Annotated in this window: 13 protein-coding genes; 10 read left to right on the forward strand and 3 right to left on the reverse strand. The window is 57.7% G+C overall.

Going from position 1 to position 15,682, the window contains the following annotated elements; all coding sequences use genetic code 11:
- Positions 1 to 37 precede the first annotated feature (37 nt).
- A complete protein-coding gene (locus AC2FFP_RS02675) occupies positions 38 to 232 on the forward strand; it encodes a SlyX family protein (RefSeq protein WP_058275721.1) in 195 nt (64 codons plus the stop codon).
- A 4-nt stretch (positions 233 to 236) separates the two neighbouring features.
- Here AC2FFP_RS02675 and AC2FFP_RS02680 read toward each other — a convergent pair whose 3' ends face one another.
- The 3 genes from AC2FFP_RS02680 to dnaE all read right to left on the reverse strand — a co-directional run bounded on the left by AC2FFP_RS02680 (position 237) and on the right by dnaE (position 4,415).
- Entirely contained in the window at positions 237 to 611 is a 375-nt protein-coding gene (locus AC2FFP_RS02680; RefSeq protein ID WP_496880733.1) for a hypothetical protein, read from the reverse strand.
- Positions 611 to 829 (reverse strand): YMGG-like glycine zipper-containing protein, encoded by a 219-nt coding sequence (locus AC2FFP_RS02685; RefSeq protein ID WP_282151813.1) that lies wholly within the window; start codon positions 827 to 829, stop codon positions 611 to 613. Before AC2FFP_RS02685 ends, AC2FFP_RS02680 begins: the two co-directional genes overlap by 1 nt.
- A gap of 85 nt (positions 830 to 914) precedes the next feature.
- On the reverse strand, positions 915 to 4,415 hold the full coding sequence (gene dnaE / locus AC2FFP_RS02690; RefSeq protein WP_496843694.1) for a DNA polymerase III subunit alpha: 3,501 nt from the start codon (positions 4,413 to 4,415) through the stop codon (positions 915 to 917).
- On the opposite strand from dnaE, the gene AC2FFP_RS02695 reads away from it, so the two are divergent.
- From AC2FFP_RS02695 to AC2FFP_RS02735, 9 genes are all read left to right on the forward strand, one after another.
- Positions 4,414 to 4,557 carry a hypothetical protein gene (locus AC2FFP_RS02695; RefSeq protein WP_496843695.1) on the forward strand — a complete coding sequence of 48 codons (144 nt, stop codon included), beginning with the start codon at positions 4,414 to 4,416 and terminating at the stop codon, positions 4,555 to 4,557. The two genes, dnaE and AC2FFP_RS02695, sit on opposite strands and share 2 nt — an antisense overlap.
- 202 nt (positions 4,558 to 4,759) lie before the next feature.
- Positions 4,760 to 6,121, forward strand: coding sequence for a xanthine dehydrogenase small subunit (gene xdhA / locus AC2FFP_RS02700; protein ID WP_496880684.1), 1,362 nt, complete (start codon positions 4,760 to 4,762; stop codon positions 6,119 to 6,121).
- Positions 6,118 to 8,520, forward strand: a complete 2,403-nt coding sequence (gene xdhB, locus AC2FFP_RS02705; protein ID WP_496843697.1) for a xanthine dehydrogenase molybdopterin binding subunit — start codon at positions 6,118 to 6,120, stop codon at positions 8,518 to 8,520. The genes xdhA and xdhB overlap by 4 nt, the downstream gene beginning before the upstream one ends.
- On the forward strand, positions 8,520 to 9,455 hold the full coding sequence (gene xdhC / locus AC2FFP_RS02710; RefSeq protein ID WP_496770370.1) for a xanthine dehydrogenase accessory protein XdhC: 936 nt from the start codon (positions 8,520 to 8,522) through the stop codon (positions 9,453 to 9,455). The genes xdhB and xdhC overlap by 1 nt, the downstream gene beginning before the upstream one ends.
- Positions 9,452 to 10,969, forward strand: coding sequence for an ABC transporter ATP-binding protein (locus AC2FFP_RS02715; RefSeq protein ID WP_496770368.1), 1,518 nt, complete (start codon positions 9,452 to 9,454; stop codon positions 10,967 to 10,969). Before xdhC ends, AC2FFP_RS02715 begins: the two co-directional genes overlap by 4 nt.
- Positions 10,970 to 11,008: 39 nt before the next feature.
- A complete protein-coding gene (locus AC2FFP_RS02720) occupies positions 11,009 to 12,091 on the forward strand; it encodes an ABC transporter permease (RefSeq protein ID WP_496725549.1) in 1,083 nt (360 codons plus the stop codon).
- Positions 12,092 to 12,094: 3 nt separating this feature from the next.
- A complete protein-coding gene (locus tag AC2FFP_RS02725; RefSeq protein ID WP_496725548.1) occupies positions 12,095 to 13,015 on the forward strand; it encodes an ABC transporter permease in 921 nt (306 codons plus the stop codon).
- A 35-nt stretch (positions 13,016 to 13,050) separates the two neighbouring features.
- A complete protein-coding gene (locus tag AC2FFP_RS02730) occupies positions 13,051 to 14,124 on the forward strand; it encodes a BMP family ABC transporter substrate-binding protein (protein WP_496725547.1) in 1,074 nt (357 codons plus the stop codon).
- A gap of 166 nt (positions 14,125 to 14,290) precedes the next feature.
- The gene (locus tag AC2FFP_RS02735) at positions 14,291 to 15,658 is read left to right on the forward strand and encodes an MFS transporter (protein WP_496880685.1); all 1,368 of its coding nucleotides are present in this window, start codon (positions 14,291 to 14,293) and stop codon (positions 15,656 to 15,658) included.
- Positions 15,659 to 15,682 lie beyond the last annotated feature (24 nt).

Consider the following 15,682-nt stretch of genomic DNA (forward strand, 5'->3'; position numbering starts at 1 on the left):
GGGTCGCTATGACCGGCCTAAGACACAGGAGTCCCCCATGCAGCATCTGGAAGAGCAGATCGCCCATCTTGCCCGTACGGTCGAAGACCTCAACTCGGTCGTCACTCGACAACAGGACGAGATTGATCGTTTGACACGCCGTGTCGAAATGCTGATGCGCCGCGAAGGCGAACGGGCGCAGGAAGGCTCGGGCGGGATCGTTTTGGGCGACGAACGCCCGCCACATTATTGATGACTTAGAGCCCCAGCGACTTTTTCACCGCGTTGTCGACCACGCCGCCCAAAAGGGCATCCTTATCCGCGGCGCATCCTTCCGACAGCGCCGCTATGAAGGCTTCGCGCAACTGGGCCTTTTCCTCATCTGTGGCCGCATGTTCTTCGATATTGATCTGACGATTATGAAGAGATAGCGCCGTCATTTTTGCGACTACAGTCACAACAAATTCTTCGTCACCATCCGCCTCTTCAGCTATTGAGGCGCAGGTATAGTGCATCACAGGCAATGCGTCCTGCACCATCTGCTCAGCAGCTTCATCGGCAGATACCACGCACGGAGCCGCTAGAATTGCGGCGCAAGCTGACATTCCAAGTTTGTTAAACTGCATCACCATCACTTCCAGTTATGTCCAATAATGGCTCCGGCCACGCCACCAATTGCGGCGCCTTTTCCATCACCGACAATCGCACCAACACCTGCGCCGATCAGCGCGCCCTCAAGGGTCTTCTTTTTCTTCTTGTCGTCCGCCGACGCGACCGAGGCTGCAACCAAAGCCAGCGATGCCGTCGCTCCAAACAAAACTCTTCTGAAATTGAGACCTGCAATTGTCATATCAACACCCTCCTGCGGCATGACCCAAAGACATCTCTGTCGGGTCAGCCTAGCGGGGTGCTAACTGTCTGGCAACAAAGAGAGGTCAGATCTCTTCGACGGACAGAATACCTTCCAGCGATTTTATCGCGCCTTTGATCTGCGGGTTGATCGGAAACTCAGCGCCCAGGTCCATTTCGACATCACCTGGCAGGCTTGGGTCCAGTAACAACAATTGGATCGGTCCGCGCGCCGCGCCTTTAGCGGCAGTTGCGGCATCCTCAAGAACTTTTGCCACGGTTGGCACCGCTTGCGCTGCGTCAACAAAGATACGCAGGCCCGTCGCCCCGGCTTCTGCCACAACGGAATCCGCCGGGCCGACTGAGCGCCCCAGCAGCTTGAGTTGGTCAGCTTCCATCGTCGCCTCGACGGTCAGCACCACCTGTGCTCCGGTTTCCAGATACTCGCGTGACTTTTCGAGCGTTTCTGAAAACAGCGTTACTTCATATGCACCTGTCGGGTCGGACAACTGGGCAAAGGCGAACCGGTTGCCGCGTGCGGACTTTCGCTCTTGCCGTCCGGCAACAACTCCGGCCATTTTAGCGATCAAAGGGCCCGAACGCGCCTTTTCGGTCACTTCGTCCAACGTCAGAACCTGCTTACGCCTTAACGCGGGCATGTAGTCATCCAACGGGTGGCCTGACAAATAGAAACCAATAGCCTTAAATTCTTCGCTCAAACGTTCCGCCGGCAGCCAGTCTGGCGAAGGCGACAGGCGCGGTTCGGGCAGATCGTCTCCGGCTTCACCAAACAACGACACCTGGTTCGAGTTCTTCTGGTCATGGATTGCCGCCGAATATTGCACCAACGGATCGAGACTTTCGAACACGCGACGGCGGTTTTTGTCGAGCTGATCGAAGGCCCCTGCCCGCGCCATCATCTCCAGCGGGCGCTTGCCGACCCTCTTCAGATCAACCTTGCGGGCAAAGTCGAACAGGTTCACGAACGGCTTGCTTTCGCGCCCCGCGACCACAAGGTTCATCGCCTCGACGCCCACGTTCTTTAGTGCCCCCAATGCATAGACAAGATGGCCGTCGACCACATCGAAAGTCGACAGCGAGCGGTTTACGCAAGGCGGCACATAAGGCAATTCCAGCCCTTTGCGCACCTCCTCGAAGTATACAGCCAGCTTGTCGGTCAGGTGGATATCGCAATTCATGACACCGGCCATAAACTCGACCGGGTGGTTCGCCTTCAGCCAGCCTGTCTGGTAACTGACCACGGCATAGGCGGCTGCGTGGGATTTGTTGAAGCCGTAGTTGGCGAATTTTTCCAGCAAGTCGAAGACTTCGCTGGCCTTCTTGGCATCGACTCCATTCTCGCCCGCACCCTTTTCGAATTTCGGGCGCTCGGCATCCATCGCTTCTTTAATTTTCTTACCCATCGCGCGGCGCAGCAGGTCGGCACCACCAAGGCTGTACCCAGCCATAACCTGCGCGATCTGCATCACCTGTTCCTGATAGACGATGATGCCCTGGGTTTCCTCAAGGATATGGTCGATCAAGGGGTGTACGGATTCAATCTTGCGAAGCCCGTTCTTCACCTCGCAATAGGTCGGGATGTTCTCCATCGGACCGGGACGATAGAGCGCCACTAGGGCAACAATATCTTCGATACAGGTCGGCTTCATGCGCTTGAGCGCATCCATCATGCCCGAGGATTCCACCTGAAACACCGCTACCGTCTTGGCCGCGGAATAGAGTTTGTACGTTGCCTCATCATCCAGAGGGATGGCGTTGATCTGGTTCTCGGCCCCGTCGGCAGGCTCATAAAGCTCGGTTCCGTCGGCGGCGACGTGCAATGGACGGTTGGATTTGAAGATCAGATCCATCGCATTCTGGATCACAGTTAGCGTCTTCAGACCAAGAAAGTCGAACTTTACCAGCCCGGCCTGTTCCACCCATTTCATGTTGAACTGAGTGGCCGGCATGTCGGATCGCGGGTCCTGATACAGCGGCACCAGCGCATCCAGCGGGCGGTCTCCGATAACCACTCCCGCCGCGTGGGTCGACGCGTTTCGCAGCAACCCCTCGACCTGCTGGCCATAAGTCAGAAGGCGGTCCACAACCTCTTCGTTGCGCGCCTCTTCGCGCAGACGAGGTTCGTCTTTCAGCGCCTTCTCGATGGAGACGGGTTTGACGCCTTCCACCGGGATCATCTTGGACAGGCGATCCACCTGCCCGTATGGCATCTGCAGAACGCGCCCAATGTCGCGCACGGCAGCTTTCGACAGCAACGCACCAAAGGTGATGATCTGCCCCACCTTGTCGCGGCCATATTTCTGCTGCACGTAACGGATCACCTCTTCGCGGCGATCCATGCAGAAGTCGATATCGAAGTCCGGCATCGAAACCCGTTCCGGGTTCAGGAACCGTTCGAAAAGCAGCGAATAGCGCAGCGGATCAAGGTCAGTAATCGTTAGCGCATAGGCCACCAAAGATCCCGCACCCGAGCCCCGACCCGGCCCGACCGGGATATCGTGATCCTTGGACCACTGAATAAAATCGGCAACAATCAGGAAGTAGCCGGGGAACCCCATGCCTTCGATGATGTCGAGCTCGAAATCCAAGCGTTCCTGATATTCCTCTGGCGTTACTGCGTGCGGGATCACTGCCAGGCGTTTTTGCAAACCATCATTCGCAATACGGCGCAGTTCGGCAACCTCGTCATCAGCGAATTTCGGCAGGATCGGATCGCGGCGATAGGCCATGAACGCGCAGCGCTTGGCAATCTCAACGGTGTTCTCAATTGCCTCAGGCAAGTCGGCGAACAAAGTCGCCATCTCCTGCTGCGACTTGAAATAGTGCTGCGCGGTCAGGCGACGGCGACCTTCTTGCTGATCGACATAGGCCCCCTCCGAGATACAAATCAGCGCATCGTGCGCTTCGTACATATCTGTGGTCGGGAAATAGACGTCATTGGTGGCGACCAGAGGAAGGTTCTTGGCATAGGCCATTTCCACATGGCCACGCTCGGTCAGACGTTCGGCCTCGGGTTGACCGCCCTCACCCGGATGACGCTGGAGTTCGATATAGAGGCGATCGGCGAACATCGCTGACAATCGGTCCACCAAGGCTTCAGCCGCGGGGCGTTGACCCTGTTGCAACAACATCCCAACCGGTCCATCCGGCCCACCGGACAAGCAGATCAACCCTTCAGATCGTTCCGCAAGTTCTTCCAGAGTCACCTGCGGCAACTGCCCACCCTTGTCGACGTAAAGACACGAACTGAGCTTCATCAGGTTCTCATACCCGGCCTCGGACTGGGCAAGCAAAACCACCGGTGCGGGTGTTTTGGGCTTTTCGCCCGGTTGCGCCTGCACATAGGTCAGGTCAACCTGACAACCCATAATCGGCTGCACTCCGGCCCCGCTGGCGGTGACCGAAAACTCCAAAGCCGAGAACATGCTGTTAGTATCCGTCACAGCGACGGCGGGCATATCCATCTTATCACACAAACCGGGCAGCTTTTTCAGCCGCACGGCGCCTTCCAGCAGGGAATATTCGGTGTGAACACGGAGGTGAATGAATCGAGGAGTACTGCTCATGACTGCCACGCTATCCCAGCCGCGCGCCCGGCAAAAGCAGGAACCTTGGCTTTGGATTGCCAAAAAGATGGGCTTTGATTATTCGGCTTTTCCAGAAGGTGCTTCGGAGCCCGACAGTAGCCAAAGACAAAAAATGCTTTAGTTTCAATCAGGTGATCGCTAAACGAAGATAACAATCACGCAGCGTCAGTGCTCAATGGTGTATCACATAGGTAGTTTTTCTTGCCAGACAACCTGCGCTGTTTCTAACATCAGTTGGCAAGCTATCCGCCCGCTACTCTTTCTACGTCGCATCGAAGGGGGGCACGCAAGGGCGCAACCGGGTAAGGCGACGGGTTTCTCGAATGAATATCACGTTTCTTCTGAACGGAGAGACAGTGGAACTGGCGGATGTCGATCCGACAGCGACCCTGCTGGATTGGCTGCGTGAGGATCGCGGCCTGACCGGCACCAAAGAAGGCTGCAACGAAGGCGATTGCGGGGCATGCACTGTCATGGTGACGGATGAAGGTGGCCACAAGGCGCTGAATTCCTGCATCCTGTTTCTGCCTCAACTGCATGGTAAGGCGGTTCGCACGGTCGAAGGCGCCAGTGGCCCCAACGGCGAGGCGCACCCAGCCCAGCAGGCGATGGTGGATCTGCACGGCTCGCAATGTGGCTTCTGCACCCCCGGTTTCGTTATGTCGATGGTGGCAAGTCATGCAAATGGCGCGACGGATCACGACACCCAGCTTGCTGGCAACCTGTGCCGATGCACCGGCTACGCGCCGATCATTCGCGCCGCCAAGGCTGCCGAAGAAGTTCCCGTGCCAGTTTGGGTGAAAGACAAGCCAGTCGCCACGCGGGTCACATCGCAGATGTTGCCGGAGTCTTCGGATGAATTGGCCAAAATCTACGCGGAACACCCGGACGCCACTCTGGTCGCCGGCGCGACGGACGTTGGGCTTTGGGTGACCAAGCAACTGCGTGACCTCGACCCAATGATTTTTCTGAACCGCTGTGATGATCTGAAAGAGATCACCATCACGGATGACGAGGTTCTGTTCGGCGCGATGGTCGATATGAACCGGATGGGCGAAGCACTGGCGGACCTGCACCCGTCTTACGCCGAAATGATCCGGCGCTACGCCAGCGTTCAGGTGCGGCACGCGGCCACCGTGGGCGGAAATATCGCCAACGGCTCGCCCATCGGAGACAACCCGCCCGCACTGATCGCCCTGGGCGCAACGCTACATCTGCGCAAGGGCGACGAACGTCGCTCGGTCGCATTGGAGGACTTCTTTATCGACTACGGCAAACAAGACCGGACACCTGGCGAGTTTGTCGAATCCGTGAGCTTTCCGCGTCAGGCGGATCGTTTGAAGGCCTACAAACTCAGCAAACGGTTCGATCAGGATATCTCGGCCGTGTGTGGGTGTTTCAACATCTCTGTTTCGGACGGTATGGTTGCTGATGCCCGTATTGCCTTTGGTGGTATGGCTGGCACTCCAAAACGGGCTTCAAATGTCGAAGCCGCGCTGGTTGGCAAGCCATGGACGCATGAGACCGTTCAGTCCGCCATTCCGGCCTTCGACAGTGATTTCACGCCAATGACGGACATGCGCGCATCGGCCAACTATCGGCTGCAGACCGCCAAAGCGCTGCTCGAACGATATTTCCTTGAGGATCAAGGCGAAGTGACAAATGTATTGGAGGTGTCCGCATGAGCGTGACCAAACCCCTCCCCCACGACGCGGCGCCACTGCATGTCGCGGGAACCGCACGCTATGTAGATGACATTCCGACACCCAAAGGATCGTTGCATCTAGCCTTTGGAATTAGCCCGATTGCCAAGGGTAAGATCACCACGATGGACCTGTCGGCGGTGAAGGCAGCTGAAGGTGTCGTCATGGTGATGACAGCCGACGATCTGCCATTTGCCAATGACGTCTCACCGTCGATCCATGATGAACCTCTGCTGTCTGATGGCACGGTGCACTATATCGGGCAGCCCGTTTTCCTCGTCATTGCGACCAGCCACCTTGCCGCGCGGAAAGCGGCGCGTTTGGGCCAGATCGATTATGCCGAAGAGACCCCAATCCTGACGGTTGAAGAGGCGCTTGCCGCAGACAGTCGGTTCGAGGACGGTCCGCGCATCTACGCCAAGGGCGATGCGGATGCGGCCATTGCGGGTTCGGCGCATGTGATCGAAGGTGGATTCGAGCTTGGCGGTCAGGAGCATTTCTATCTGGAAGGTCAGGCTGCACTGGCCGTGCCCAATGAGGGCGCGGATATGTTGGTGCATTCTTCGACCCAGCACCCGACCGAGATTCAGCACAAAGTAGCGGACGCTCTGGGTGTTCCGATGCACGCGGTTCGCGTTGAAACGCGCCGTATGGGCGGCGGCTTTGGCGGCAAGGAAAGTCAGGGCAACGCTTTGGCTGTTTCCTGCGCTATCGCGGCACGTGCAACCGGCAAAGCCTGCAAGATGCGCTATGACCGCGATGATGACATGATCATAACCGGCAAGCGCCACGCGTTCCGGATTGCATATAAGGCCGGATTTGATGAGAACGGCCACATCCAAGGCGTTTCCTTCCTGCATCATGCGATTTGTGGTTGGGCACAGGATCTGTCCCTGCCGGTCGCGGACCGTGCGATGCTGCATTCGGACAATGCCTATCTGTTGCCGAATGCCCGGATCGAAAGCCACCGGCTGAAGACTAACACTCAATCCGCTACCGCCTATCGCGGGTTCGGCGGACCTCAGGGTATGGTCGGGATCGAACGCGTGATGGATCACGCCGCGTATGAACTGGGCATGGACCCGGTCGAATTGCGTCGCCGGAACTACTATGAGCCGGCGCATGTTGTTGCGGATCCCGTGATCGCTGAAAAGCCGCTGGGCCATCCTGACCCGCACGAGGACCTGACCAGCCGAGGCGCGGTTGAGATGGGCAACGCCCCGGTGCGTCCCTTGCCCGCAGGTGGCAATACCACGCCGTACGGGATGGAGGTCAGTGACTTCGAACTGCACGGCATGACTGCCAAGTTGCTGCAATCCAGCGACTACAACACGCGCAAGGCAGCCATCCAGAAGTGGAACGCCGAGAACAGCGTGATCAAGAAAGGCATCGGCTTTTCTCCGGTTAAGTTCGGCATTTCGTTTACGTTGACCCATCTGAACCAGGCGGGCGCGTTGGTGCATGTGTATCAGGACGGCTCGGTCCACCTGAACCACGGCGGCACCGAGATGGGGCAAGGTCTTTTCCAAAAGGTCGCGCAAGTGGCCGCGTCCCGCTTTGGTATTCCGTTGGAGATGGTGAAAATCACCGCGACCGACACCGCCAAGGTGCCGAATACCTCGGCTACGGCCGCGTCCTCGGGCAGTGACCTGAACGGTATGGCGGTCAAAGCGGCCTGCGACACGATCCGCGACCGGATGGCTGACTATCTGGCGCATCGACATCAGGCCGATCCCTCAACGGTGACGTTCTCTGATGGCCACGTCTCGGTCGGCGTAGAGCGCTACACATTCTCAGAAGCAGCTGCGCTGGTTTATCAGGGCCGGGTCAGCCTGTCTGCGACCGGGTTTTATAAGACACCCAAGATCGAGTGGGACCGGATCAAAGGCCGGGGGCGTCCGTTCTTTTATTTCGCCTACGGCGCGTCGATTACCGAAGTCGTGATCGATACACTGACAGGCGAGAACCGCATTTTGCGGACGGATATCCTGCATGATGCAGGCGCGTCGCTGAACCCGGCGCTGGATATTGGGCAGGTCGAAGGCGCATACGTACAGGGTGCGGGATGGCTGACCACGGAAGAACTTGTCTGGGACGGCAAGGGCAATCTGCGCACGCATGCGCCGTCGACCTACAAGATTCCCGCTTGCTCGGATCGGCCTGACGTTTTCAATGTCGCGCTCTGGAGCGGTGAAAACCGCGAGGACACGATCTATCGCTCAAAAGCGGTCGGAGAGCCGCCCTTCATGCTGGGTATTTCCGCGTGGCTTGCCCTGTCGAATGCGGTGGCGGCGTGCGGTGACAGCTACCCGGCACTTGATGCACCCGCCACGGCTGAAGAAGTCTGGAAGGGTGTCCAGCGGGTAAAGGGAGAGACCTGATGGGATTTGATCGAGAGGCTTTGAGGGAGGCGGTCAAAACCCACGGCAAGGTGACCCGGGTGGTTATCGCCGGGATCAAGGGGTCATCCCCCCGTGAAGTTGGCGCTGCAATGCTGGTTTGGGAGGACGGGCAGTCGGGCACAATCGGCGGCGGCACGTTGGAGTATCAGGCGTCTGAAGCAGCCCGATCCCAAGCAGCGCCCATGCGCCAAACGCACCACGCGCTCGGCCCGGATATGGGCCAGTGTTGTGGCGGTGCAGTAACTCTGCTGAGTGAAATCTACGATCTTGCGGCCGTCGACCGGCTGGATGATGCAGTCATTGCGCGCTCGGCTTCGGGCGGTGAGATGCCGCTTTCGGTCAAGCGACTGTTGTCGCAGGCCCGCGGTCAAGGTGTTGCGCCCGAACCGCAGCTGATTGACGGCTGGATGGTCGAACCCGTTCACGAACCGGCGCGCAATCTGTGGATATGGGGTGCCGGTCACGTTGGCCGGGCTCTGGTAGACGTTCTATCCCCATTGCCTGATCTGTCGATCACCTGGGTCGATACCGGGCCTGAGCGTTTTCCCGAAACGGTGCCCGCAGGCGTAACCGTCGTTCCGGCAAGCAAACCGGCCGAGCTGGTTCGCCATGCGCCGCGTGATGCCGAGCACCTTGTGCTTACTTATTCACACAATCTGGACCTGGAACTGTGCAACAGGTTGCTTTTGCATGATTTCCGCTTTGCGGGCCTGATTGGCTCGGCTACGAAATGGGCGCGGTTCCGATCCCGGCTGGCCGCTTTGGGACATGCGCCCGAGCGGATTGGCCGGATTACCTGCCCAATCGGAGATCCAGCCTTGGGCAAACACCCGCAGATGATCGCAGTTGGTGTCGCGGCGCAGATCCTGCGCCCTGCCCGGCAAAACGAAATAAAGAAGGACCTGAGCGCGTGACCACTCCACTTCTAAGCTTACAAGGGCTGACTAAAGCCTATCCCGGCGTCGTGGCCAATGATCAGGTGTCCTTTGACATCGGTGAGGGTGAGGTACACGCCTTGCTTGGCGAAAACGGCGCCGGCAAATCCACGTTGGTCAAAATGATCTACGGTTTGGTAAAGCCCGACAGCGGCACCATGCTGCTGCGCGGACAAGCCTTCGCGCCACCCGAACCCCGTGCCGCACGGGCGGACGGGATCGCGATGGTGTTCCAGCACTTCTCGTTGTTCGACGCATTGAACGTGGCCGAAAACATCGCCTTGGGGATGGAAAACCCGCCAGCCATGGGCGATCTGGCTGCGCGTATTCGCGAAGTTTCGGAAACTTACGGTCTGCCACTGGATCCTTATCGCACTGTCGGTGATCTGTCCGCGGGTGAGCGTCAGCGGGTCGAAATCATCCGCTGTCTGCTGCAGGACCCCAAGCTTCTGATCATGGACGAGCCGACATCGGTTCTGACACCCCAGGAAGTCGATATTCTGTTTGAAACGCTGAACAAATTACGGTCCGAGGGTACCTCGATCCTGTATATCTCGCACAAGTTGGAAGAAATCCGCACGCTGTGCGACCACGCCACGATCCTGCGTTTGGGTAAAAATGTCGGCGAATGCATTCCCGCTGAGACCTCAGCGCGCGACATGGCCGAGATGATGGTGGGTTCGACCCTGCAAACGCCCGAGCGTTCGGGGCGTGAGTTCGGTGAGGTCGCCCTGGATGTCAGCGGTTTGTCAGTTTCATCACCATCTGAATTCGGTACTGCGTTGAAGAATGTCCACATGACCGTCCGCAAGGGCGAGGTTCTGGGCGTTGGCGGTGTCGCTGGCAACGGACAGGACGAATTGCTGGGCGTTCTGTCAGGTGAAATCATCACAGCGCCCGACGCGATTAAGTTCAACGGCCAGCCAATCGGCAAGCTGGGACCGACCGCACGTCGCAAGCTGGGTGTTCTGACCGCTCCGGAAGAGCGGTTGGGACATGCGGCCGCCCCTGACATGAGCCTGACCGAAAACGCGTTGCTGACTGGTTCGGTCCGGGAAGGACTTGAGAACAACGGGTTTCTCAAATGGGCAGAAACCAAGAGCTTCGCGGAAAAGATCATTAGTGCTTTTGACGTCCGAACGCCCGGACCTGAAAACGCTGCGCGATCCTTGTCAGGCGGTAACCTGCAGAAATTCGTCATAGGACGCGAGGTCCTGCAAAACCCTGACGTGCTTGTTGTGAACCAACCAACATGGGGCGTGGATGCAGCCGCCGCGGCGTCCATTCGCCAAGCCATTCTGGATTTGGCGGCAAAAGGCACAGCGGTCATCTGCATATCTCAGGATCTGGATGAGCTGATGGAAATCTCGGACAGCTTTGCGGCGCTCAATGAAGGTCGGCTTAGCGCTCCGCGCACGACCACAGGTCTGACGGTCGACGAAATTGGCCTGATGATGGGCGGCGCGCATGGCATGGAGGTGGCCCATGTCTAAGACATATCAAAAAAGAAGTGAAAACAGGGGGATGAGCGGATGATTGTGTTGGAGAAACGGCCGCAGCCGTCCAAAGCGTGGTCTTACGCGACCCCTTTGGTAGCCGTGTTGGCAACCATGGTTTTCGGCGGCATCCTGTTCGCCATTCTGGGCAAGAACCCGATCCAAGCCATTGGCACCATCTTTTGGGAGCCTTTGTTCGGTGAATTCTCGTTCTACTATCGCCCGCAATTGCTGGTGAAAGGTGCTCCGCTAGTTCTGATCGCAATTGGTCTGTCTTTGGGTTTCCGTGCCGGCATTTGGAATATCGGAGCCGAAGGCCAATACATCATGGGCGCTATCTTTGGCGCAGGTACAGGTCTGGCCTTTTATCCGCTGGATGCCTGGTATGTCTTCCCGATCATGGTGATCGCCGGTGCATTTGGCGGTTGGATATGGGCAATGATTCCGGCCTTCCTGAAGGTGCGCTTTGGTACCAATGAAATCCTTGTCTCACTGATGCTGGTCTATGTGGCCGAGCAGTTTCTGGCCTCTGTTTCGCTGGGGTTGCTGAAAAACCCGGAGGGCCACGGTTTTCCCGGTTCACGCAATTTACAAGCTTACGACAGCGCACATAACGCCGAGCTGATCGCGGGATCGGGTATGCACTTGGGTGTTGTTGCGGCCTTTATTGCGGTAATCTTCGCCTATGTTCTGCTGAACCGACACATGCTGGGTTTTCACATTCGACTGACCGGAGAAGCACCCCGCGCGGCAAAGTTCGCCGGTGTGAACCCCGCACGGTTGATCCTGTTTTGCCTCGGTATGGCTGGTGCTTTGGCCGGATTGGCGGGCATGTTCGAAGTGTCCGGTCCCGCCGGCGTGGTCAGCATCGATTTCAATGTAGGATATGGTTTTACCGCGATCATCGTGGCCTTCTTGGGACGCTTGCATCCGCTGGGCATCTTGCTGGCCGGTGGCCTGATGGCACTGACCTATATCGGCGGCGAGATCGCTCAGTCTCAACTGGGCCTGCCTGCGGCCGCTATTCAGGTGTTTCAGGGAATGTTGCTGTTCTTCCTGCTCGCCTTCGACCTTTTGACCAACTACCGCATCCGTGCGGCCCGTAGCGAGGTAGCCTGAATCATGGACCTTTCAGCAATCAACCCAGTCCTTCTGGTGGCATCATTAATGGTCGCTGCAACCCCCTTGCTACTGGCCGCGATCGGAGAGCTGGTCGTCGAGAAAGCCGGTGTTCTTAACCTTGGCGTCGAAGGCATGATGATCGTCGGCGCAATCAGCGGATTTGCGATCTCGGTCGAGACAGGCTCACCCTGGCTGGGCTTCATTGCGGCTGCCATTGGTGGCGCGGTGCTGTCGCTGCTGTTTGTCCTCCTGACACAGGTCGCGCTTGCCAATCAGGTCGCCAGTGGCCTTGCCCTGACGCTGTTCGGCCTCGGTTTCAGCGCTCTGCTTGGGCAAAGTTATGTGGGTATCAAGCCGCCCAGCATGGGGGACATTCACATCCCTCTGATCAGCGACATACCGGTGATCGGCCCAATCCTGTTCCAGCATGACCCGATCCTGTATGTCGGTATTGCTCTGACCGCAGCCGTCTGGGCCACGTTGAAATACACTCGTGTCGGTCTGATCCTGCGCGCAGTGGGTGAAAACCACGACGCCGCACACGCCCTGGGCTACAAGGTTATCAAGATCCGTATCCTGGCGATCTTGTTCGGTGGCGCCTGCGCTGGCCTCGGTGGAGCCTATATCAGCCTGATCCGCGTTCCGCAGTGGACCGAGGGCATGACCGCCGGTGTTGGATGGATCGCTCTTGCGCTGGTGGTCTTTGCCAGCTGGAAACCATGGCGTGCATTGCTGGGTGCTTATTTGTTTGGCGGAATCACGGTGTTGCAGCTTAATCTGCAGGCAGCGGGCGTTGCCATCCCAGTCGAGTATCTGGCAATGTCGCCCTACATCATCACGATCCTTGTGCTTGTGATCCTTTCGGCCGACAAGAGCAGCGCACCTGCCTCACTGGGCCGGACCTTCCACGCCTCGCACTAGACGGGGCCAATTGAACCAACTTGGGGAGTAACCACATGAAATTCACTTCACTTCTTGCCAGTGCCGCGATGGTGCTGGGTCTGGCGACCGGCGCGGTCGCACAGGACAAAACAAAAGTAGGCTTTGTCTATGTCGGCCCGGTGGGCGACGGCGGCTGGACCTATGAACACGACAAAGGCCGTCTGGCGGTTGAGAAAGAATTCGGCGACAAAGTCGAGACCGTGTTTGTTGAATCCGTTCCCGAAGGCCCGGACGCGGAACGTGTGATGACCCAGATGGCGTTGGAAGGCGCTGACCTGATCTTTACCACCTCGTTCGGGTATATGGACCCGACCATCAACGTGGCCAAGAAATTCCCGAATGTGAAGTTCGAGCACGCGACCGGCTACAAAACCGCCCCGAACGTGTCCGTCTATTCGGCCCGCTTCTACGAAGGCCGCGCCGTTCAGGGCCACATCGCTGGTAAAATGACCGAGTCGAACATCATCGGGTACATCGGGTCCTACCCGATCCCCGAAGTGATCCGCGGCATCAACTCGGCCTATATCCACGCCAAAAAGGTGAACCCGGATGTGGAGTTCAAGATCATCTGGGCCTACACTTGGTTCGACCCGGCGAAAGAGGCTGACGCTGCTTCCGTTCTGATCGAACAGGGCGCGGACGTGATCCTGCAGCACACCGACTCGACCGCGCCGCAGGCGGCCGCACAAGAGGCGGGCAACGTGATCACCTTCGGTCAGGCCTCGGACATGAGCGAATATGCCCCCAAGCCGCGCGTATCGTCGATCATCGACAACTGGGCGCCCTACTACATCGCACGCACCCAAGCGGTCATGGATGGGTCGTGGGAAACCGTTAACACTTGGGATGGCATCAAGGAAGGCATGGTTGAGATCGGTGAGATCTCGGACGCCGTTCCAGCCGACATCAAAGAAGAAGCACTGGCGATGAAAGCGGCCATGGCCGCGGGTGAATACCACCCCTTCACCGGTCCGCTGAAAAAGCAGGACGGTAGCGACTGGCTGGCTGAAGGCGAAACCGCCGATGACGGTACACTGGCAGGTATGAACTTCTACGTTGAAGGTTTGGAAGGCGAAATTCCGCAGTAAACCTATACACGAACACGTTGAGGGGCTGGCCATTTGGCTGGCCCTTTTTCGTGTCTATGCGAGCACCTCGCCTAGCCTTAACTAAATACTGTCTTGACGATTGCAGACACGACGGACCTGATGGGGTTAATGTTTTACCTCTCTCAACACGAAACGTAAAAACCCCATGGAGATCAAAGCGCAAGACCACAGCCGCTGGTGGATACTCGGCGCGATGGGTGCCATCTTGGGTGTTATTCTGCTGGACGAAACGGTCGTCAGCGTCGCGCTTCCAACCATCCGCAATGAGCTTGGCCTGTCTCTGCTTGAAGCGCATTGGGTGGTGAATATCTATCTGCTGGTGCTGGCTTGTTTTGCGGGCGCAGCAGGACGATTGGGCGATGTTCTGGGCATTCGGGTTTTGCTCAGTGCAGGTTTATTGATTTTCGGTTTGTCCTCCGCACTGGGAGCGTTTGCCGAAAGTGTATTTGCTCTGTTAACAGCGCGCGCCGCACAGGGCATCGGTGCAGCACTGATTTTCCCGCTGTCGCTAGTGGTTCTGATCCAGTCTTTTGACGAAAAGGAACGCGGGCTGGCACTGGGTTTATACGGCGGGATCGGGACAGTATTCCTGTCAATGGGTCCGCTGGTTGGAGGCGTTCTGACCGAATATCTGTCTTGGCGCTGGATCTTCTGGGTCAACCCCCCAATCGTGCTTGTGGTCGCTCTGGTCGCATGGGTTTTCTGGCGGGACCCGCCACACCAACGGGAGCGCGAGTTCGACCTGAAAGGGCTAATTCTACTGGTGACGGGTTTGGCGGCTATTGTGTTCGGTGTCATGGAGGGCCCGGACAGAGGCTGGGTACAGCCCGAAGTTCTTATGGCCCTGTCAGCGGGTCTTATTTTTTTGGTGTTATTTGTCCGCGTCGAACAGAGGGCAACATCGCCTCTGATTGCCATCTCCCTTTTTGCCGGCCCCGGGTTTGCTGCTTCAAACATGATCCTGTTCACCGCACAATTCGGCAAGATTACTCTGTTCGTGTTCGGCGCATCCTACTTTCAATCAAAGCTCGGGTTTTCACCGCTGACTGCTGGTGTCGCCCTGTTGCCGATTGCTTTTCCGCAGATTTTCATTGCCCCGATGGCGGGGAAAATTGCTGATAAATTTGGCTCTCGCGGCCCTTCTCTGACAGGTACAGCGCTGGGTGCGATTGCCATACTTATTGTCGCACTGGGAATGCATTTAGACGTCGCCGCGCTGATCTATGCTGGCTACTTCCTTTGGGGTTGTTGCGTGCCGTTTCTGTTTGTCCCCCCAAGGCGGGCCATCATGTCAACGGTACCACAAGCTCTGCACGGACAGGCAAGTGGCATCTCGATGACATTTCAGCTGCTGGGCGGTACGGTCGGGATGGCCCTGGGCAGTTCGGTTTTTGCCATAACCGGCTCGTTCACTCTGGTTTTCTGTTTTGTTGCGGCGTTCGCTGTCTGCGTTCTCGCGTTTGCTTACGCGTCCCTCGCCTTAGATAACAAACCCGGCCGCCCAGCGGTTTAAACCTCACACAGGCCGGATCTGAAA

The sequence above is a fragment of the Ruegeria sp. YTSC004 genome (assembly GCF_059609805.1).

Coding starts and splice junctions, on each gene's coding strand:
- AC2FFP_RS02675 (WP_058275721.1), top strand. CDS start 38: ATGCAGCATCTGGAAGAGCAGATCGCCCATCTTGCCCGTACGGTCGAA.
- AC2FFP_RS02680 (WP_496880733.1), bottom strand. CDS start 611: ATGGTGATGCAGTTTAACAAACTTGGAATGTCAGCTTGCGCCGCAATT.
- AC2FFP_RS02685 (WP_282151813.1), bottom strand. CDS start 829: ATGACAATTGCAGGTCTCAATTTCAGAAGAGTTTTGTTTGGAGCGACG.
- AC2FFP_RS02695 (WP_496843695.1), top strand. CDS start 4,414: ATGACTGCCACGCTATCCCAGCCGCGCGCCCGGCAAAAGCAGGAACCT.
- dnaE (WP_496843694.1), bottom strand. CDS start 4,415: ATGAGCAGTACTCCTCGATTCATTCACCTCCGTGTTCACACCGAATAT.
- xdhA (WP_496880684.1), top strand. CDS start 4,760: ATGAATATCACGTTTCTTCTGAACGGAGAGACAGTGGAACTGGCGGAT.
- xdhB (WP_496843697.1), top strand. CDS start 6,118: ATGAGCGTGACCAAACCCCTCCCCCACGACGCGGCGCCACTGCATGTC.
- xdhC (WP_496770370.1), top strand. CDS start 8,520: ATGGGATTTGATCGAGAGGCTTTGAGGGAGGCGGTCAAAACCCACGGC.
- AC2FFP_RS02720 (WP_496725549.1), top strand. CDS start 11,009: ATGATTGTGTTGGAGAAACGGCCGCAGCCGTCCAAAGCGTGGTCTTAC.
- AC2FFP_RS02725 (WP_496725548.1), top strand. CDS start 12,095: ATGGACCTTTCAGCAATCAACCCAGTCCTTCTGGTGGCATCATTAATG.
- AC2FFP_RS02730 (WP_496725547.1), top strand. CDS start 13,051: ATGAAATTCACTTCACTTCTTGCCAGTGCCGCGATGGTGCTGGGTCTG.
- AC2FFP_RS02735 (WP_496880685.1), top strand. CDS start 14,291: ATGGAGATCAAAGCGCAAGACCACAGCCGCTGGTGGATACTCGGCGCG.